This is a genomic window from Candidatus Syntrophosphaera thermopropionivorans (assembly GCF_004353895.1).
In the GTDB taxonomy this organism is placed as follows: Bacteria; Cloacimonadota; Cloacimonadia; order Cloacimonadales; family Cloacimonadaceae; genus Syntrophosphaera; species Syntrophosphaera thermopropionivorans.
On the sequence record NZ_SMOG01000015.1, the window covers coordinates 1 to 20,844 of the forward strand.

Here is a 20,844-nt window from a genome sequence, read left to right on the forward strand (position 1 = left end):
CTGATAATATGATATTTTGTTTCCATTATATCATTGGATAATATTCAATTTTAAAATAATGATAAAGTAGATTTTCTATTGGGATAATACTTTTTCTTTAAATTGGCTACATCTCACGTGTTAATGCACAGGTAATGTCCAGCTTACGTCCAACTGATGTCCAGCTTATGTCCGAAAGTGGACATAAGCTGGACATAAGCTAAAGAAAAGCTGGGAATAAATAGGAAGGGAAGGAAAATGTTTTTTAAAAGATAGAAAGAATAGAGGAAGAAGAAGTATTATTTACTCATATCAAAGCTTTTTCTCTTCAGCTTTTGCTTGACATAAGTGGGTTTTTAAAGTTTTGGATTTAAAAAAATAAAACAAAAAAGGAGTTTTCTCTCATATTATGGAAAATCACCGTATATTAAAGCATCCCATTCTTCCGATAGAAGAAAGAGAGGATGTTTTATTTAGCTGGAATGGTGAACCCCTTTTAGCAAAAAAAGGAGAGATGATTTCCTCGGCACTAATTGCAAATGGGATAAATGTTTTTGGACATCATCATAAAGATGGCAGCGCTCAAGGAATTTTTTGTGCTAATGGACAATGTGCTAAATGTACCGTTATAGCAGATGGTGTGGCGGTCAAATCCTGTATGACAGCTGTCACTTCCGGGATGGAAGTTCGTTCTTTAGAAGGACTTCCTGAACTTCCCGAAACTCCTTTTATACCCAAATTTCCTCCCCTGGAAAAATTGGAAGTAGAGGTTCTTATTATTGGAGGTGGTCCTGCAGGACTTTCTGCTGCGATAGAATTGGGCAAATATAATATTGATACTCTGTTGATTGATGATAAACAAGCACTTGGTGGCAAGCTTGTGTTGCAAACTCATAAATTCTTTGGTAGTGAAGAAGATAGCAATGCTGGAATTAGAGGCATTGATATTGGGAAATTATTAGCTCAAGAACTCCAGCAATATTCCTCTGTTAAAGTCTGGCTTAATAGCACTGCCCTATTTGTTTTTAGCGACAAGAAAGTGGGAATTTTAAAAGATGGAGTATATAAACTTGTCACTCCGCGCATCATTTTAAATGCAGCTGGAGCGCGAGAAAAGTTCTTACGCTTTCCGGGTAATAATCTTGCCCGTATCTATGGTGCAGGAGCTTTTCAGACTCTGGTAAATAGAGACCTGGTTCGTCCAACGAATAGACTTTTCATTATTGGTGGAGGGAATGTTGGTTTAATTGCAGGATATCATGCTTTACAAGCTGGAATTAATGTCGTTGGATTAGCTGAAGCTATGCCTCAATGTGGAGGATATAAGGTTCATTCGGACAAATTGAAAAGATTGGGAGTTCCTATTTACACTTCGCATACTATCATCAATGCTGAAGGTAAAGAGACGGTAGAAAGAATTACTATTGCAGAAGTAGATAGCAAATTACATCCTATTTCAGGCACGGAAAAAAGCTTTGCTTGCGACACACTCCTGATTGCAGTTGGATTGAATTCCCTTTCAGAATTCACTGAAGAAGCTAAAGAAGCGGGAATTCAGGTTTTTGCAGCAGGAGATGCTCAAGAAATTGCAGAAGCATCTTCAGCAATGTTCAATGGAAAAATTGCCGGACTTACTATAGCTAAAGAATGTGGAAAAGATGAAGTTGAAGCCATTCCTTCCGAATGGTATGCTAAAGCTGAAGTCTTGAAGTCCCATCCTGGAGCAATAAAAGATTATCAGAAAGACCTTCCAGAGACAGGAGTTTTCCCCGTAATACATTGTATTCAGGAGATTCCATGCAATCCCTGCACGACGGTCTGTCCTACCAATTCTATTCATACAGAAGATGGTGGTTTGATGTCTCTTCCTGTGTATTCGGGAAACTGTATTGGTTGCTATAAATGTGTTCTTATCTGTCCTGGACTTGCTATAACTCTGGTAGATTACAGAAAAGATAAAGAAAATCCCCTTGTGACAATGCCCTATGAAGTCTTCAATATCCCTAAATCCGAAGGAGAAGAGATTGAATTAATGGATATAGAAGGCAATTCTCTGGGCTTCTATACTATCATATCGGTAATAGATGTAAAAAAACGGCACACTCAATTGATTAAAGTGCAGGTTCCTAAAGCCATTGCCCGCAAAATAGCATCATTTCGTATTCAGGCTAAAGAAGTAAGTGAACCTCTTCCAGAACCTGTGATCCCTGATAAAATGCCAGATGAGGCGATGATATGTTTATGTGAAAGAGTTAAAGCTGGTGATATTCGTAAACTGATACACTCTGGAGTAACCAATCTTAATCAGATTAAAGCAATAACTCGTGCAGGAATGGGTCCCTGTGGTGCAAAAACTTGTGAGAACTTAATCTTACAACTTTTAAGGGAAGAAGGCATACCAATAGAAAAGGTTGTTCCTAATACCAAACGCCCTCTTTTCATTGAAGTTCCCTTAGAAAAATTTCCTGATGGAGACTGAAAATGGATAATATATATGATGTAATAATAATTGGAGCAGGCTCTATAGGAGTTCCCACAGCTTTAAATCTAGCTTTACAAAAACAAAAAGTGTTGGTTATAGATGGAGAAAGTGCACCAGGTCAGCAAAATAATAAAAAAGCTATAGGTGGAGTTCGTGCCACGCATAGTGATTATGGAAAAATCAATGTTTGCAAGCGCTCCATTGAAATAATGAAGACCTGGAAAGAAACCTGGGGTGATGATATTGGCTGGATGAGCAATGGTTATAGTTATCCCGCTTATACTGAAGAAGATGAAAAGACTTTAAAGGACTTGATGAAGGTTCAACATAGCTATGGCTTAAATATCACCTGGGTTAGTCCTGAAGAATATAATGAACTTGTCCCTGGAATAAATAAAGAAGGACTGAGAGGTTCCACTTATTCTCCTGAAGATGGTAGTTGCTCTCCCCTACTTTTAGGTTCGGCTTATTATTTTCATTCTCTGGAAGCTAAAGTTCAATATCGGTTCAGGGAAAAGGTTATAGGTTTTGATATGAGTCAGAGCAAAATAGAAAAAGTTATAACAGATAAAGGGACTTATTCTACAGGAATGGTAATTAATGCAGCAGGAAATTATGGAAAAGAAATAGCTGCTATGGCAGGACTTAATCTTCCGGTTCAACCTGAAAATCATGAAGCAGGAATAACAGAACCCGTAGCCAGATTTATGGGTCCTATGGTAGTTGATATGCGAATTCGTCCTGGTTCTGAAAACTTTTATTTCTATCAAAATAATGAAGGACAGATAGTTTTTTGTATCACACCTAAACCACCAATAACAGGTATTGATAACAGAAGTACTTCTGTCTTTTTACCTATGTGCACCAAAAGAATGCTGGAAGTATATCCAAGATTACATAGTCTAAGAGTTCGTAGAACCTGGAGAGGTCAATATCCTATGACTCCCGATGGCTTCCCCATTGTAGGAAAATCAGGTGATAATCTTATCAATGCTATAGGAATGTGTGGACAGGGTTTTATGCTGGGACCTGGTTTGGGAGAATTGATTACACGTATCTGTCTTGATGAACTAACGGAAAGTGATTTACATATTCTTCAAAGTTTTAATCCAGAAAGAGACTTTTCTGGTATGGAAGCTTTTAAGTAAAGAAATTCATAAGAAAAACTCCATAAAAGAAATAAGCGCCTGATTCTTATCAGGCGCTTATTATATTATGCTATATAATCAGAATGTTCTTAGAATTGTGCAAGTAGCTGATTAATATATGCGATACGACTATTGATATCACTTAAAACTTCAGGGTCATCAGTGTAATTACGAGCAGTCTGCAGATAGTTTAATGCCTTATTATAATGATTTATTGCCGTAGTCTTGGCAGTGTCTCGTTGCTTTTTAAGGTCTAAAGCTTTCTTTCCAACCGCTCTTGAAGCCTGACGGTCTAAATCAATGTATTTATTGTAAGACTCTGCACCTCTACTCTGATAGACAGAAGAAAGAATTATGTAAGGTTGGTAAAGGGTAGGGTCTTTACTAATAGTAATATTGGCATTTGTTTCTGCATCATTTAGTTTACCCTGTTCCAGATAAATGGCAGCAAGATTAAGATAGGAATAAGGATTATCTGGAGCAACTTTCTTCAAAGCATTTATCTTTTCAATGGCCTTAGTGTTGTTCCCGTTACTTCTATATATACTAATCAGATTGAGATAAGCTTGAATATTATTGGGATCCTTAGCCAACACATTCTCATATTTATCAATGGCTTCCTGAGTTCTTCCACTTCTCTGATAAGCAGTAGCTAAACGCGCAGCTATAAAAGTATTGTCTGGAGCTTTTTCAAAGGCTTTTTCCAGGTAAGGTATAGCCTCATTATAACTTCCTTCATCAAAAAGAATAATAGATAAATTTACAATAGCTCCAGTGAACTCAGGATCGATAGCCAGAGCTTTACGGTATGATTCTTTAGCTTTTTCTTTGTTGCCAATTTGATTGTAGAGATTTCCTACAGCAAACCAGGTTTCAGCATCCCGACTTTCTTCCGCAATCCTTTCCATTAATGGAATCCTTTTCATAGGTTGATTGGTTTTATCATAGAGATCAATTAGAGCTATAAGGCTGGCTTGATGTTGTGGATCTATCTCTAAAGCTTTCTGGAAGTTTTGTTCAGCTAATTCAATTTTCTCTAATTTTATATAGGTATTACCGAGAAAATAGTAAGCATCAACTTTTTCAGGTTTTAAAGCTATAACCTGTTTTAAAATTTGTTCTGCAGTAGTATAATTGCCATTATTAAAGTGATTAGCAGCGATATTGAACAGCTTATCAATTTCGTTGGAAACAAAATCATCCAGTTCCTTCATCATATACTCTTCCAGTGCTTTCCAACGGGCAGTCTTTTCCTTACCCACATTAAAACTTATCTGTTTAAGGTCAGTGGATACAGTGCTATACATTCGCATGGAAATATTGAATATATCAGTTCTGGTTTCACTAACAGTAGCGATAATTACAACATCTGCGCCTAATTGTTTTGCCAGATTATCAAGTTCCTCTTTTTCTATATCTTCCACATCTAAGTTGCCGGACTCGTTATATACCGCTGCCGTCTCATTCATATTTAATAGAGTGTAATTAGGATACTTGTTAAAGGTCAGTTCAAGGTCACGAACGGTCAAAATTTTAGTAATGTAACGACTTGAACTATCCAGAGCTTTCAAGGGCAAGATAGCAATCTTGGTTGTTATTTCTGCTTTCTGGACCTGTTCTGGTTGAACTTCTTTCTTATTGCTGGCACAGGATATAAGAACCAGCGAAACCGCAAGGACTATTATCATCCACTTTTTCATCATTCCTCCTGGAAAATTATCCTTTTCATTCCTTTGATTTGATAAAGGTATAAATGTCAAGTAAAAGTGCTATCATAAATCGGGTATATAGTTTAAACTGCCATAATTGATTTTATGGATATCACCTTCTCTATCTTTTAATAACAAAGTCCCATCCTCAGCTACTCCAATATTTATACCCGTTACGATTTTATTATCAAGTTGAACTTGAGCAAGTTGATTCAAGCCATATAGCCATAAATTAATATAATTAAGATAAAATTTAGGATTCTTAAGTAAGTCTTTCTTTTTATAAATATTAGCAATTATTAAATCTGATAGGTATTCATTAGAGACGGGAAAACCTATTAACGAGGATAGTGTCACTATATCAAGTTTTCCATCAATAGCGTCTTGACTGACATTAGTATTCAATCCCAAACCTATTATATATTTCTTTTCTGACTCATTATGCTCACAGAGAATCCCTCCCAATTTTTTATCCTTCCACATAATATCGTTAGGCCATTTGATAGATAAGTTTTCTAAGGGGAAAAGCTCTAATAAAAGTGAATGAAGACAATAGGCAATGAAAAGAGGAAAAGTAGGAATAAAATCATCATAATAAATATCAAAAGTCATCCATAGTCCACCTTCAGGGGAATACCAGAATCTGTCTTCTCTTCCTCTTCCCTCTTTTTGTTCCCTGGCACGAATAATCCATTGATGAGTCCCTGTACAGAATTGAGTTAGTCTCTGGTATTCGTTCATAGTGTTATCCAGTAGCGGATATAACAGTTTAGTTTTCATGATATATACATCGCATCCCCATAGCTAAAGAAACGATAATGTTCTTGAACAGCAATTTCATAAGCTTTACGGGTCAATTCATAACCAGCAAAAGCAGAGACCATCATCAATAAGGTTGATTTAGGTAGGTGAAAATTGGTTATTAAAGCATCTGCTACTTGGATGTTCTTACCTGGATAAATAAATATATCTGTCCATTTAGAACCGCTCATCAAAGTGCCATTATTCCAGAAACTTTCCAGAGTCCGAATAGATGTACTGCCCACGGCAATAACTCTTCGTCCTTCTAATTTTGCTTTATTAATAACATTAGCCGTTTCTTCTGGAATGGTGCAAAATTCACTATGCATCTTATGCTGGTCAATTCTTTGAGTTTTAATAGGGACAAAAGTGCCCATTCCTATATGCAAGATGATATTAACTATCTTAATGCCTTTTTCTTTCAATTGAGAAAGCATCTCTTCTGTAAAATGGAAACCAGCAGTAGGTGCTGCAACTGAACCTGCTTCTTCCGCATACACAGTCTGATAAGTTTGGCGGTCTTCTGCCTTATCTTCTCTTTTAATGTATGGAGGTAAAGGTATATGTCCGATACGCTCAATCTCATTCCAGTAAGTATCCGGATTATTGAATTCAATCACTCGTAAACCATCTTCATCAGGAAGTGAAACCCATCCTTCCAGCTGAGGAGAAAACCTTAATACTTGTTCTCTTTTCAATCGTTTACCTGGATGAACCATACATTTCCATTTTGAACCATCCAGATGATTCAAAAGCAAAATCTCAATCTTTGTACCATTATCTTTATAACCAAATAAACGAGCAGGAATAACTTTGCTATTATTTATAACTAACACTTCACCCGGAGCTAATAAATCCACTAAATCCCGGAAATAAAGATGAGAGATTGTGCCTGTCTTCCTATCAATATGCATCAATCTTGAAGAACTACGGTCTTTTAAAGGATATTGAGCTATCAATTCCTGTGGTAAATAATAATCATAACTATTTAAATCTAAAAGGTCAACCATCAATTGGATTTCTTAATTTTATAAGGGACATTCTGAGCATCTTCTAACTGAACTACGAAAGTGCCAATAGAGACTGAACTTTCAACCTTAACGGGAATCTTATAAGCATCATCAGTTACCCAGATTAAAAGCTTACTTGAACCCTTAAAGATACCTTCTGATTTCATATCTGGTTCTAAAACCAAACAATTTACATCACCAAATATAGAAGAAACTTTTTCTCTTCTCAAAACTTTCACGGTTGTAACTACAGACTTTCCATCAGTTGTAACATAGAGTTTTGGTTTATCCCCTGGCTTTAATGAGCGATTCCTCAATTCATAAAAAGAACTTACTATATCCTGAGTTTCAAATGGAAGATTTTTCTCTTCAGTTTTCCATTTTTCTTCTTTGTAACTCCATTTCATATATGTGGTTTTTTTATTTACCTGGTCAAAGTAATGTATTCGGTATTGCTGGTACTTCCCTTCATGTAATTGCTTGGATGATTTATGGGGCAATAAAGTTTCTTTATCCCACCAAGATTCAATTTTGTCTCGGATTTTGTAAACTACATCAAAAAAAGGATAAGTCTGAGCATTAATACATAAACGCCAGACCGGTCTATTTTGGTAAGTTGAAGATTTAGCTTCAAAAGTAGCTGTTCCAGCTTTAATTATTCCATATTTAACGCTGAAAGTAAGCTTTTCACCATCCTGAAAAGGCAAAGCAAACAAGGAGGTGGAAAAGAGGCATATTATAAGTAGTAGATAAAAGCGAGGTTTGACTTTCACTGAATTTCACTCCCCTTTATTTGTTGAATAGCTGAAAAACCGCCGTCTATGATAATATCTTTGCCTGTAAAATTCTCCAGTTTCTCACTTAATAATAAGTTGCAGAATAGCCATATTTCTTCTTTTGAGACCAGTTTTCCCGTCGGACTCATCTGACGAAACTCTTCAAAATAGCGCTTACGGAAAGCAAGATAATCCCCTGTATATTCCTCTTCTAAAACCGTTTGAACCGGTGCAGGTGATATTGCATTGATAAGAACATTAGCAGATGCCGTTTCCAAAGCAATAGATTTCACTAAATTGACTATAGCAGCCTTGGCAGCAGCATAAGCAGAACCACGATAAAGTCCAGTCTGAACTACATTGGAACCAAACATTACAATTCTGCCAAATCTCTCTTGTAACATAAAAGGAAGACAGGTTCTGAGCACATTATATGCCATTTCTAAGTTGGAATTGAGCACTTCTTTAAATGTTTCCGGATTAGTTTGAGCCAGAGGCATAGCATCATAACTACGAATTGCTGCCGTATGAATGAGAAAAGCAGGTACTGCAGCTAAGTTGTCTGCAGCATAATGAATAGCAGTGTTAACATCTTCTAACTTTTCCAGATTGCAGGATATAAGCATCACTTTTTCTTTATTAGTTAAATCCTCTATCCGATTGAAATTCTTATGGTAAAGTAATAATAAAGATTCATTCTTTTCGGCTAATTGATGCGCAATAAAACTTCCTACTTGTCCGTTAGCTCCTGTTAGTATAGTTAATTTATTTTTCATAAGTTTACGATATATTCTACTAACTGTAGTGCAACATCAAACTTATTCCCTGTCAGTTGTACAGATTTAGTAGCTTTTGTTGTGCCTGCACGAATTAAGTTAAGGGTGGTTTCATCTTTTCCAGCAGTTTCCAGATTATTAGCACAGATGAGGTCAAGATTCTTTTTCACAAGCTTTTCTCGTGCATTTTCCAGAATGTGCTCCGATTCTGCGGCAAAACCAACTAACTTCTGCTTTTTAGGCTTAATTTTCCCCAGATGTTCCAGAATATCTGGAGTAGCAACCAATTCCAGATTGAAGTTACCACTTTTCTTAAGTTTCTGAGTGGATGGTTTGACTGGTTTATAATCTGAAACTGCCGCACATTGAACGATGATATTATAGTCTTTAGAATGTTCCATCACCGCATCATACATTAATTTTGCCGTTGGAGCAAAGATACTTTTCTTGATATAGTAAGGAATAGATTCGGACATAATGCCATATATCAAAGTAACTTCTGCCCCTCTAAGTGCAAAAGCACGAGCTATAGAAAGTCCCATTTTCCCGCTGGATTTATTCGTAATCATTCGCATAGGGTCTATTGGTTCAGCTGTTGCTCCTGCAGTAACTAAGACCTTTTTTCCAGTTAAATCAGCAGGATATTTTAAATAGCAACGAATAGCATAAATAACTTCCTCATTAGGGGGATATTTACCCTTACCTTCATAGCCACAAGCAAGTAAACCAGTTTCAGGTTCTAATATATAATTGCCTCTATCCTTAAGTATTTTAAGATTATTTTGTGTAGCAGGATGTTCATAGATATGGACATTCATAGCAGGAACATAAAGGACAGGTTTTGGTTGAGATAATAGTATGGTAGAAACTAAATCATCCCCTATACCTTGAGCAGCTTTAGCAATAATATTAGCTGTGGCGGGTGCTACCACAGTTAAATCTGCCCAATCAGCCAGATGTATATGAGGAATGGGGTCAGAATCTTCAAACAGGTCAGTATGAACACTTTGATTGGTTATGGCAGAAAAGTTTAAAGCAGACACAAATTTCAGAGCATTTTTAGTCATTGCAGTTTTAACTTCAAATCCTGATTTTGTCAATTGACTTGCCAGGTCAATAGCTTTATAAGCTGCTATTCCACCAGTCACACAAAGTAGAATTTTTCCTTCCATTTATTCACCTATCTATCCTTTATCTTTCCTTGAACTTTAATGTCAAATCAAATCTCATTATTTAATTGTTTTACAAACTATTATACAGTTTCCTTCATAAAATATCATTTTAGATATTGATTTTCTTATGATATATATACTATAGCAGAATTAGGATAAAGCATTAAAGAATTATCGTTATGATCCACTTTCCCTTCAGTGAAAATAATTTTTGAAGCGGATATAGATTCCAAGTGGTTATTTTCCTTTCCATAATTTAATACTATATCAATTTTATGGTTTTCATCATATCTTCTCCAGGCAAGCAATCCTTCTGGAGCAGGAAGAAAGCTAAATTCTCCATCCATTAAAAGAGGATGGGATAATCTAAGTTGAATAAGATTTTTATAATAGTTTCTCAGGTCAACAGCTACAGAATCTTCTTCCCATTTCCAGTTGAAAGGACGACGATTATCTGGGTCTTTTCCACCAAGCATAGCAATTTCATCACCATAATAGATATGTGGTGCTCCAATAAAGGTCATCTGGAAAAGTAATGCTAATTTAACTTTGGAGACATCGCCTTTTGCCAGTTCCAGAATTCTGATGGTATCATGACTTCCCAGAAGATTCATCATTGCTTTTATACCTTGAATAGGATATTGTGCTAAGCCGTTTTCAATTCTTGCGCAGAAATTCTTTTTATCGCAGATTCCAAGAATAAAGAATTCCAGCACAGGATCTTTGAAATAGGCATAGTTCATCACAGAATCAAAGTAATGATGATTTACCCATCCTTTACCGCTATGCCAGATTTCTCCAACGAGCCAGGCATCAGGTTTCATTGCTCTTACTTCCTGTCTAAAAAGTTCCCAGAACCAGTAAGGGACTTCATTAGGAATATCCAGTCTAAAACCATCTATATCAATATTCATCAGCCACCACTGGACACATTCCAGAATATGATTTACCAAAGAACGATTTGGAACGGCTTTATTGATATCACGCACATAGTTTTCCGCAGGATGAGGACGACTGAGGTCATAATTTAAGTCGGGCATATCTTTTATTCCCCACCAGCATTGATAATATTCCCGAGGATTAAAATCCGGAGGAAGCGGATTAGGAAGAGGCCATTTATACCAGTCATACCAGAGCCAGTAAGGAGAATTTGGACCCTTTTCTACCACATCACGAAAAGCCCAGAATGCTTCTCCTGTATGATTAAAAGCTACATCTAAGATGATTTTCATACCATTCTGATGGGCTTCCTTAACGAAAGCTTTCATTTCATCTTCCGTAGCAAAATGGGGATCAACTTTCTTGAAATCTGCCGCATCATATTTATGATTGGATTTGGCTTGCCATAGCGGATTAAAATAAAGCAGATTAACCCCCAGGTCTTTTAGATAAGGCAATTTTTGACGAACTCCTTCAATATCTCCTCCATAAAAACACCACCAATCAGGTTTCCCTTCAGGTAGCCAGGGACTCTGTTTCAAATAGCTAATATCATACCAATCTTCCACCAGGTGAAAATATTCCGCATGAGCTGGTAAATATTCCCCTGGGGGAGGAGGTGTTCTACAATCCTTATAATAATCCTCACTAAAATCTGGATCATTGGAGGGGTCCCCATTGCAGAAACGGTCTGGGAAAATTTGATAGATAACGCTATGTGATACCCATTCTGGCACAGAAAAGATAGGATAATTTGAGAGCTCTAATAAATAAGGAGTAACTCCATCTTCCTGAAAAGAAAATCCTTCAGCACCCCAGAAAAGAATATTATCTGCTCCTTGTATCTTTATTTTTATATTACAGAAGGTTCGTGGACAGGTGAAAAGACAATGGAAAACCTCTTGATTTCCTGTGATTCCTAACCTGTACAAGGGAAAAGATACCCCATCTATGAGAGCTATCAAATCAGCAGGTAAAGAGGGAAACCAGTTAAATCGTAATTCATATTGCTCATCTGATATACGATTAAGGTCAACATAATATCCCTTTCGCTCATCCAGCAAGCTTAAATCTTGTATTATCTCTTCCCAGCTGAAACGAGAAGGAATGGTCTCTTGAACAATGAGGACAGAATTGAAACCCCCAAAGGGGTCTGGTTCTGTTAAAGGATTATCTGGATCGGGAATCCAGTTTCCATCAACTATAAATTTATAGCAATATCTTCCCTCATCAATATGTAAATTTAAGAAATAGACTCCACCTACTTCATTCATATCCAGGATTTCCCATCCGGTAAAATCTCCTGCTAAACCTACTAAATGTTTTCCTGAAGTTGGTGGCTGATACCGAAATTGAATTTCTGCCATAAAATGATTAAATTGCCTTTTTTACTATCTTTTTTGCTGGTTTTCGGCTTATATCTGGTTTTTCAATTTTTGCTCTTCCGTAATGCTGTTTTAAAAATTGCCCGGTATATGAATTCTTATTCTTCATTATCTGTTCTGGAGTACCTTCAGCTACAAGATAACCACCTTCATCTCCTCCTTCTGGACCTAAATCAATCACCCAATCAGCACTTTTTATCACATCCATATTATGTTCAATAACTATTACCGTATTTCCCATTTTAACCAGTTTTTTTAATACTTGCAGAAGACGGTTTATATCATCAAAATGAAGACCTGTCGTAGGTTCATCCAGTAAATACAAAGTTTTCCCTGTGCTCACTTTACTCAATTCACGGGAAAGCTTTATTCTTTGAGCTTCTCCTCCAGAAAGGGTGGTTGAAGGTTGTCCTAATTTAATATAATCCAGACCTACTTCCATCAAAGTTTGAAGCTTATTGCGAATAGCTGGAATATTCTGGAAAAATTCATAAGCTTCCTGAACATCCATATCCAGAACTTCAGCGATATTCTTCCCTTTATAGCGAATAGAGAGAGTTTCTTGATTATACCTTTTACCTTTACAGGCTTCACAAGTTACATAGATGTCGGGCATAAAATGCATTTCTATCTGTTTAACACCTGCACCTTCACAAGCTTCACATCTTCCACCTTTAACATTAAAAGAAAAGCGTCCTGCACTGTAACCTCGCATTTTAGATGCTGGTAACTGACTAAATAGCATCCGAATAGGATCAAATACCTTAACATAGGTGCTCGGATTGGAACGAGGAGTTCTTCCTATAGGTTGCTGGTCAATACTGATAATCTTATCTATATTTTCTATTCCTTCAATAGTATCTACCTTCCCAACTTTATGACTGGTGTGGTAAAAGTAGTTATGCAAATAAGGATAAAGAGTTTGATTGATTAATGAACTTTTCCCGCTTCCAGAAACACCCGTTACACAAACAAATAATCCAAGAGGAATATCCACATCTATATCTTTAAGGTTGTTATGTTTTGCACCTTTAATAGAAAGGTATCCCTGTTCAGCAGGAATCCTTACTTTGGGAATGGGAATGCTCTTTCTTCCTGCCAGGTAATCTCCAGTTAAAGAACAATTACTATTTATGATATCTTTAACCGTTCCCGTGGCCACAATTTCTCCACCATAAATACCAGCTTTAGGACCAAAATCAACAATCATATCAGCCGTGCGAATGGTTTCTTCATCATGTTCTACTACAATGACGGTGTTACCCAGATCACGCAATTGACAGAGCATCTGCAAAAGCATAGAATTATCTCTTTGATGGAGACCTATACTTGGCTCATCCAGAATATACATCACACCTACAAGCTGATTGCCTATTTGACTGGCAAGTTTAATACGTTGACTTTCACCTCCAGAAAGGGTTGGAGACCTTCTATCCAAGGTGAGATAATGCAAACCCACACTTTGTAAGAATCCGAGACGATTTCGCAACTCTTTTAGGATTTCTGAAGCTATGATTTGTTCATTACCCTTTAATTTTAGATTATTGAAAAAATTAAAAGCTTCATGAACACTCATAGCCGTGATTTCCGCAATATTTTTGTCACCCACTTTTACAGCTAAAGAACTTGCTTTCAGCTTTTTACCACCGCATTCTGGACAGGGTTTATCGCTTATAAATTGCAAATAATATCTTCTGGCATCTTCAGATGTGGTCTCTCTCATTCTTCTATCCAGGGTATTAATAACTCCTTCAAATCGCATATTATAGACACCATGTCCATTTTTGTTTTGCCATTCCATCCTGAATCTTTTACCCTTTGAACCATAGAGAATAAGAGATTTCACCCATTCCGGAAGCTTATACCATGGTGTATCCAGGGAAAAATTATAATAATTAGCCAGATTCTGTATAGTTCTTCCTGTCCAGGTATCTATTTTATTTTCCAGACTTCCCCAAGGAGCAACAGCACCTTCACGAATACTCCTTTCTGGATATGGAACTACTAAATCAGGGTCAAATTCAAGTTTATAACCCAGTCCATTACATTCAGGACAAGCACCAATCGGACTATTGAAGGAAAAATGTTGCGGTGTTAATTCTTCAAATCCAATATTACAATGCGGACAGGAATTGGTAGCAGACATTATGAGAGTATCACCTTCATCAGGAAAATCAACTTTAACCACACCTTCAGTTAATTTTAAAGCAAGTTCCAGAGAATCTCGTAATCTTGATTCAATACCGGGTTTTATCACTATTCTATCTATAACTACATCTATATTATGTTTACTTTTTTTATCCAAAACGATATTTTCTTCCAGATTACGCAATTGACCATTGATTAAAACACGAACGAATCCCTGTTGTCTTAAATCATCTAATATCTCTTTATGTTCTCCTTTACGGGATTGCACTAAGGGGGCAAGTATCTGTATTTTAGTTTTCTCTGGATTCTGCATTAAATGAGCTGTCATCTGATCAATAGTTTGAGCTCCAACAGGATTACCACAAATATGACAATATTGTTTACCTACCCGGGCATATAAAACCCTTAGATAATCATATATCTCGGTAACGGTTCCCACAGTGGAACGAGGATTCTTACTGGCTGTTTTTTGCTGAATGGCAATAGCTGGTGATAAACCTTCAATGTAATCAACTTTAGGCTTCTCCATTTGACCCAAAAACTGTCGGGCATAAGCAGATAAAGATTCCACATATCTGCGTTGTCCTTCAGCGTAAAGGGTATCAAAAGCCAAAGATGACTTTCCTGAACCTGAGATACCTGTAAATACAACAAGTTTATCTCTCGGAATTTCTAAATTTATATTTTTTAAATTGTGCTCGCTGGCACCTTTTATAATTATTTTGCTCTTCAAAGTTACTCCTTGCTATCTTTCAGCAATTTTCTTAGGCTTTGATTTGTCAAATAAAATCATTTGACTCTTTCTTAGCCAAGTTAATATAATTATAATATATTGATTATTAAATAATTATCATTATTCATATTACATTATACTTAAAATATAATATGCTTATTTTTGAATTTTTATGAAATAAGCCTTATTAATTTTAAAAATCCCTTTTTTGTCTCACTTTCAAACATTAATTAGCTAAAAATAGCACTCATACTTCTAACTTCTTGGTATATAATGATTAACTTATGTCCTGCTTATGACTAACTTGTATTCTGCTTATGACTAACTTATGTCCAGCTTATGTCCAACTCATGTCCAGCTTATGTCCGAAAGTGGACATCAGTTAGATATAGGTTTTACATTTTCTTTAGGTCTGCAATCTGGATCAAAGTTTCAGCTTTCAATGTCTAACTTTTTTCTGGTTTAATATTTTACCACTGAACTTTCCTGGAACAGTCATTTCAAATCCTCATCTTTATTTTATTAAATAAGTTACGGATTTATCTTGACAGATAGTGCTTATTAAGTAGTTTAAATCATTTGAAGAATAAGCAATCCTAACCAATAAAATAATAAAGGAGAACAAAATGAAGTATTTTAGAAAAATGAGCGGAGAAAAATGTTACCTTTCCCCCATTTCTTTAGATGATGTAGAGCTTTATACACAATGGGTCAATGATATGGAGATAGGTCAGTTTGTCTTGTTTTCCACTACTATTTATGATATAGAAAAAGAAAAAGAAGCTTTAAAAAAGTTAATGGAAGAAAGCATAAGTTTTGCAATTATAGAGAAGAACACGAATAAGGCAATTGGTAATTGCAGTCTTTTTGGAACAAGTGAAGTACATCGTCACGGTCAATTTGGTATTTTTATAGGAGACAAGTCATACTGGAGTCAAGGCATAGGTACAGAAGCAACCAGACTTATATTAGATTATGGTTTTAATGTTCTAAATTTAAATAATATAAGTCTGGAAGTTTATGCATTCAACAAAAGAGCCATTCGTTGTTATGAAAAAGTTGGTTTTAAGTTAGCTGGACGTCGTCGTAATTATCTCTTTATGGCAGGTAAATATCACGATGTTTTAATCTATGATATTTTAGCAGAGGAATTTGAAAGTCCCTATGTTAATAAACTTTTTGAACGCAGTTCTAATGAGGATACTGAAGCAAAAAAGATTTCCTGGATTTAAGGTTTTTCCAGCTTTGTTAAAATGCAAGAACAGAGTTTATTCCAAAAAATAAGAGGTCAAAGCAGAGCTTTAAAAATTCTTTTTCAAGCTATAGAAAATGAACACATAGCCCAAGCCTATCTTTTTCATGGAATAGAAGGAGTGGGAAAATTCACTACTGCCTTATACTTTGGTATGGCTCTAAATTGTTTGGCTAACAAAGAATTCCGTCCCTGTGGAGTTTGTAGTTCCTGTCATAAATTTCTTAATTTTGAACATCCTGATTTACTTTATCTTTTCCCTACTCCCAATCTTCAATTAACTCCAGAGGGTGAGATAAAAAATGATGAATATCGTAAGGAATATGAAGGTTACATCCGTAATAAAATAGAAACACCCTGGGAAGACTATCGGTTCAGTTCTAATATTATGATTCGTAAGGAAAGTATTTCCTGGCTGATTAAACGCTTAAATATCAGCAGTTATGAAGCCAAATACCGGATTTGTATTATTGAAGATGCAGATTTAATGAATATAGAAACGGCAAATGCTTTTCTTAAAACTCTGGAAGAACCTCCCGAATCAACTGTTATAATTTTAACTACTAATAATCCTTCTCAGTTACTACCTACAATAGTTTCACGCTGTCAACCTATACATTTTCAACCTGTGGACCCTAATGTGATTGCTCAGATATTGATAGATGATTTTAACACTTCTCCAAGGACAGCAAGAATAGTCTCCCAAATAGCAGATGGAAGCGTTAAATATGCCATACATTTGGTTCAAGGAGAATCATCAAAACTTCGTGAAAGAGCTTTTGAAATTATGCAAATGGCTCTTGAAGGTAATGATTTAGCTTACTATCGTTCTTTACAGGCTAATTTACAAAAATATAATGCAGAAAATCTTATTGAGATTATTCGCTATCTTTGTATGTTTGTTGGAGACCTGGATTTGATAGAATCTGCTGAAGAACAGGTAGTAAATATTGATAAGAAGGATTTTCTTATTGAGGCAAGAGCAAAAATTCCCATCCAGAATAGTGCAGAATTAACTGATAAAGTGCTGGATTTTGTATTGCTGATGCAGGATTATATCCGTAAAATCCGTGGCAATGTTAATCTTCAGCTCATACAACAAAATCTCTATTTCCAATTAAATAATCTTTTCCGTCCCTGAAGCTATGGCGGAGAATAAATTAATCAAAAATATCAGTGTAATGTCCTTTGCTATACTGATTAGCAGGATTATGGGACTAGTCCGTGACCAGGTTATGGCTTTCTGTTTTGGGACTACCTATCTAAATGACGCTTTTGTAGTTGGTTATCGCATTCCAAATCTGTTGCGTAGTATGTTTGGTGAAGGTGCTCTTTCCGCTGCATTTGTTCCTTTATACAATGAAATTGGAATCAAAGAAGGGAAAAGAAAACAGATTAATTTCGCTCTACAAGTGCTTTCCATACTAACATTTTTCCTCTTGATTCTAACCATTATTGGTATCATTTTTGCCCCAGCTATTGTAAAAGTACTTTATCCTGGTCTACTCCCTAAAACTTATAAATTAGCTGTTATCCTGACCAGAATAATGTTCCCTTATCTTCTCTGGATTGGACTTTCTTCCACAATGATTGCCATACTAAATTCTCACGACAAATTCTTTATGACGGGTTTATCCTCTGCTTTGCTGAATTTAGGTATGATATTAAGTATGGTAATCCCGAGATTTGTCTTTCATATTGAAGGCGAAGACCTTGTTCGTTGGGCTGCTGTTGGTGTTTTCGGAGGAGGTTTTTTACAGACCATCATAAACTTTCCTTATCTAAAACAATTGGGGTATCCTTTCAAAATAATGATTAAATTTGGAGGTGAAGCTCTAACTACTTTATGGAAAAGGTTTTTACCCTCATTAGTTGGAGTTGGAGTTCGTGAACTCAATCTTGTGGCTGATTCTTTAATGGCTTCATTTCTTGCTGTAGGAAGTATTTCAGCTCTGGAATATGGTTATAGATTGTTTCAATTCCCACTGGGAATGTTTGCTATTTCCACTGGAACTGTTTTATTACCTACTTATTCCAGATTGGTTACTTACGATAATTATCCAGAACTTTCAAAAAACTTACGTATAGCAATGCTCAATCTCACCTATCTGATGCTACCAATTACTGTTCTTTTAATGGGACTGGGTAAAGATGTGGTGCAAATCCTTTTTCAACGTGGTGCTTTTGATGCTAAAGCAACTCTCTGGACAACTCAAGCTCTGATCTGTTATAGTTTAGGTCTTATCTTTTTCAGCTTTAATCAGACTTTAACCCCTTTATTCTATGCACATAAAGATACTCGCACTCCTGTTCGTATCGCTATTAGAATGGTCTGTCTAAATATAGTGCTCAACTTCATATTAATGCAATTTCTCCAGCATAGAGGACTTGCTTTGGCTACCTCTATAACGGCAATGGTTAATTTCGTTATTTTACTAAGACTGATACATAAAGAGATGCCTCATATTGATTTCCACGGCATTTTCCCTAATGTTCTAAAAACAATTGTAATTAGTGTAATTATGCTCATCTTCCTCATTATTACTGACCACTTTTATGTTGCTACTGGACTATGGAAGCTGATAATTAAAGTCATCATTCTTTCTGTCTCAAGTATCGCATTATTCTATGTTCTTGGACTATTATTTAAACTGGATTACCTGAAGGAAGCAGGAACTAATTTATGGAAAAAATTCCAGAAAAAATAGCGGAAAAACTTCCTTTATTACCAGACCATCCTGGAATTTATCTTTGGAAAAATGCCGAGGACGAAATAATCTATATTGGAAAAGCTAAATCTTTAAAGAATCGGGTAACTTCCTATTTTAGTTCTACTAATAAAGATATCAAGACTGAACATTTATTGAAATATATCGCTGATCTGGATTATATTCTTGTACCTACGGAACAGGATGCCTTTATCTTAGAAGCCAATTTAATAAAGCGTTATAAACCAAAATATAATGTATTACTTAAGGATGATAAACGTTATCCCTTTGTAAAGATAACTTTAAATGAACCTTTCCCCAGAATTATTGTCACTCGTGATTATGTTAGAGATGGTTCACGCTATTTTGGTCCTTTCACCGATACTAAATCCTTACGTATGACCTTAAGAAACCTGGAATGGATTTTTCCAGTAAGAACCTGTTCTCGTCAAATTCCTGCAGATAGAATTAAATATCAAAAAGCCTGCATCAATTATCAGTTAGGGAAATGTCCTGCTCCTTGCATTGGTGCTATTTCTCAGGAAGAATATATGCAGATTGTCAAGAGACAGATGCGATTTTTAGAAGGTCATCATGATGAAATTTTAGAGGAATTCAAAACAGAGATGAACAATCTTTCCGAAGAGCTAAAATTTGAAGAAGCAGCAAAATTAAGAGACCGCATTCAGGCTATAGAACATATCCAGAAAAGACAGGTGGTTTATTCTCCAGATTCTCGTAATACTGATGTTATAGGCTTTTATCAGGAAGAAAATATTGCCATCTGCGTAGTTCTGCGTATTGTTAATGGGATGATTATTAATAAAGAAGACTATCCTCTGGCTAATGTGGAAGAAAACACTCCTGAAGAAATTTTAGCTGCTTTCCTGAAATTATATTATAGTAACCGAGATGAATTGCCCGACGAGATTCTTTTACCTTTTGAACCTTCTGAACTGGAAGAACTGAATGAATGGTTACAGGGAATCATTTCTATCCCTAAACGAGGGGAAAAGAGCCAACTGGTGGCAATGGCAAAAAATAATGCTTTTCATCTAGTGGAGGAACATAAATTAGCACATTTGCGCAAAGCTAATAGAACCATCTATCCTATTCAAGAATTAAAAGAAAAACTTGGTCTTCCTAAATTACCCAGAAAGATGGTATGTCTGGATATTTCTACTATACAAGGAACGGATACAGTAGCTTCAGCTGTCTTCTTTGAAAATGGAAAACCTAAAAAGAAGAGTTATCGTCATTTCATAATAAAAACTCTGGATACGCAGAATGATTATGCAGCTCTTCAGGAAACTCTAACTCGTTATTTAAAAGAATGTGAAGAAAATCCTGAAATGCTACCCGACTTATTCATTATAGATGGTGGCAAGGGACAACTTAATGCTTGTCTGGAGGTCTTAAATAATTCTAATTATCCAGATATACCTATCATATCTCTGGCTAAAAGGATAGAAGAAATATTTCTCCCGAATAATTCAATATCTATAACTTTGCCAAGGTCTTCTTCTGCATTGAGATTGTTAATTGCTATCCGAGATGAAGCACATCGTTTTGCTATTACCTTTCATCGTTCTCGCAGGTCTCGTAGAACTTTAATCAGCGAACTGGAAGAAATATCAGGCATTGGAGAACAGACCAAATTTTTGCTTTTAAAGGAACTTGGTTCTGTGGAAGCAATAAAAAATGCCAGCCCTGAAAAACTGAATTCTATAAAGGGAATTGGTCCTAAAACAGCAGAAAAAATTTATTCTTATTTTCATCCTCAGGATTCTGAGAAAGGATAGAAGGCAAAATTTTCCTTGTCAAAT

At 35.8% G+C, this 20,844-nt stretch carries 14 protein-coding genes; 6 read left to right on the forward strand and 8 right to left on the reverse strand.

The window, feature by feature from the left end:
• Window positions 1-388: 388 nt before the first annotated feature.
• Both E0946_RS05105 and E0946_RS05110 read left to right on the forward strand, forming a co-directional pair.
• Window positions 389-2,458, forward strand: coding sequence for an FAD-dependent oxidoreductase (locus tag E0946_RS05105; RefSeq protein ID WP_133201388.1), 2,070 nt, complete (start codon window positions 389-391; stop codon window positions 2,456-2,458).
• Window positions 2,459-2,460: 2 nt separating this feature from the next.
• Window positions 2,461-3,609 (forward strand): NAD(P)/FAD-dependent oxidoreductase, encoded by a 1,149-nt coding sequence (locus tag E0946_RS05110; protein ID WP_133201389.1) that lies wholly within the window; start codon window positions 2,461-2,463, stop codon window positions 3,607-3,609.
• 89 nt (window positions 3,610-3,698) lie between these two features.
• Here the strand turns inward: E0946_RS05110 and E0946_RS05115 are convergent, their stop codons facing one another.
• The 8 genes from E0946_RS05115 to uvrA all read right to left on the reverse strand — a co-directional run bounded on the left by E0946_RS05115 (window position 3,699) and on the right by uvrA (window position 15,058).
• On the reverse strand, window positions 3,699-5,309 hold the full coding sequence (locus E0946_RS05115; protein WP_207930826.1) for a tetratricopeptide repeat protein: 1,611 nt from the start codon (window positions 5,307-5,309) through the stop codon (window positions 3,699-3,701).
• Window positions 5,310-5,381: 72 nt separating this feature from the next.
• Complete coding sequence (locus E0946_RS05120) at window positions 5,382-6,098, reverse strand: biotin--[acetyl-CoA-carboxylase] ligase (RefSeq protein WP_133201391.1); 717 nt, start codon at window positions 6,096-6,098, stop codon at window positions 5,382-5,384.
• Window positions 6,095-7,129: a tRNA preQ1(34) S-adenosylmethionine ribosyltransferase-isomerase QueA gene (gene queA / locus E0946_RS05125; protein WP_133201392.1), complete on the reverse strand. Its 1,035-nt coding sequence runs from the start codon at window positions 7,127-7,129 to the stop codon at window positions 6,095-6,097. Before queA ends, E0946_RS05120 begins: the two co-directional genes overlap by 4 nt.
• Window positions 7,129-7,902: a DUF3108 domain-containing protein gene (locus tag E0946_RS05130; RefSeq protein WP_243713758.1), complete on the reverse strand. Its 774-nt coding sequence runs from the start codon at window positions 7,900-7,902 to the stop codon at window positions 7,129-7,131. The genes queA and E0946_RS05130 overlap by 1 nt, the downstream gene beginning before the upstream one ends.
• Entirely contained in the window at window positions 7,899-8,681 is a 783-nt protein-coding gene (locus E0946_RS05135) for an SDR family oxidoreductase (protein WP_133201393.1), read from the reverse strand. The genes E0946_RS05130 and E0946_RS05135 overlap by 4 nt, the downstream gene beginning before the upstream one ends.
• Window positions 8,678-9,853 carry a bifunctional phosphopantothenoylcysteine decarboxylase/phosphopantothenate--cysteine ligase CoaBC gene (gene coaBC, locus E0946_RS05140; RefSeq protein WP_133201394.1) on the reverse strand — a complete coding sequence of 392 codons (1,176 nt, stop codon included), beginning with the start codon at window positions 9,851-9,853 and terminating at the stop codon, window positions 8,678-8,680. Before coaBC ends, E0946_RS05135 begins: the two co-directional genes overlap by 4 nt.
• Window positions 9,854-9,978: 125 nt before the next feature.
• On the reverse strand, window positions 9,979-12,159 hold the full coding sequence (locus E0946_RS05145) for an alpha-amylase family glycosyl hydrolase (RefSeq protein WP_133201395.1): 2,181 nt from the start codon (window positions 12,157-12,159) through the stop codon (window positions 9,979-9,981).
• Window positions 12,160-12,166: 7 nt separating this feature from the next.
• Complete coding sequence (uvrA, locus tag E0946_RS05150; RefSeq protein ID WP_133201396.1) at window positions 12,167-15,058, reverse strand: excinuclease ABC subunit UvrA; 2,892 nt, start codon at window positions 15,056-15,058, stop codon at window positions 12,167-12,169.
• Window positions 15,059-15,684: 626 nt separating this feature from the next.
• On the opposite strand from uvrA, the gene E0946_RS05155 reads away from it, so the two are divergent.
• The 4 genes from E0946_RS05155 to uvrC are packed head-to-tail and all read left to right on the forward strand — an operon-like array spanning window position 15,685 to window position 20,820.
• A complete protein-coding gene (locus E0946_RS05155) occupies window positions 15,685-16,290 on the forward strand; it encodes a GNAT family N-acetyltransferase (protein WP_133201397.1) in 606 nt (201 codons plus the stop codon).
• Window positions 16,291-16,311: 21 nt separating this feature from the next.
• The gene (locus E0946_RS05160) at window positions 16,312-17,451 is read left to right on the forward strand and encodes a DNA polymerase III subunit (RefSeq protein ID WP_133201398.1); all 1,140 of its coding nucleotides are present in this window, start codon (window positions 16,312-16,314) and stop codon (window positions 17,449-17,451) included.
• A 4-nt stretch (window positions 17,452-17,455) separates the two neighbouring features.
• The gene (murJ, locus tag E0946_RS05165; protein WP_133201399.1) at window positions 17,456-19,018 is read left to right on the forward strand and encodes a murein biosynthesis integral membrane protein MurJ; all 1,563 of its coding nucleotides are present in this window, start codon (window positions 17,456-17,458) and stop codon (window positions 19,016-19,018) included.
• Window positions 18,994-20,820, forward strand: a complete 1,827-nt coding sequence (uvrC, locus tag E0946_RS05170) for an excinuclease ABC subunit UvrC (RefSeq protein WP_133201400.1) — start codon at window positions 18,994-18,996, stop codon at window positions 20,818-20,820. Before murJ ends, uvrC begins: the two co-directional genes overlap by 25 nt.
• The last annotated feature ends 24 nt before the right edge of the window (window positions 20,821-20,844 follow it).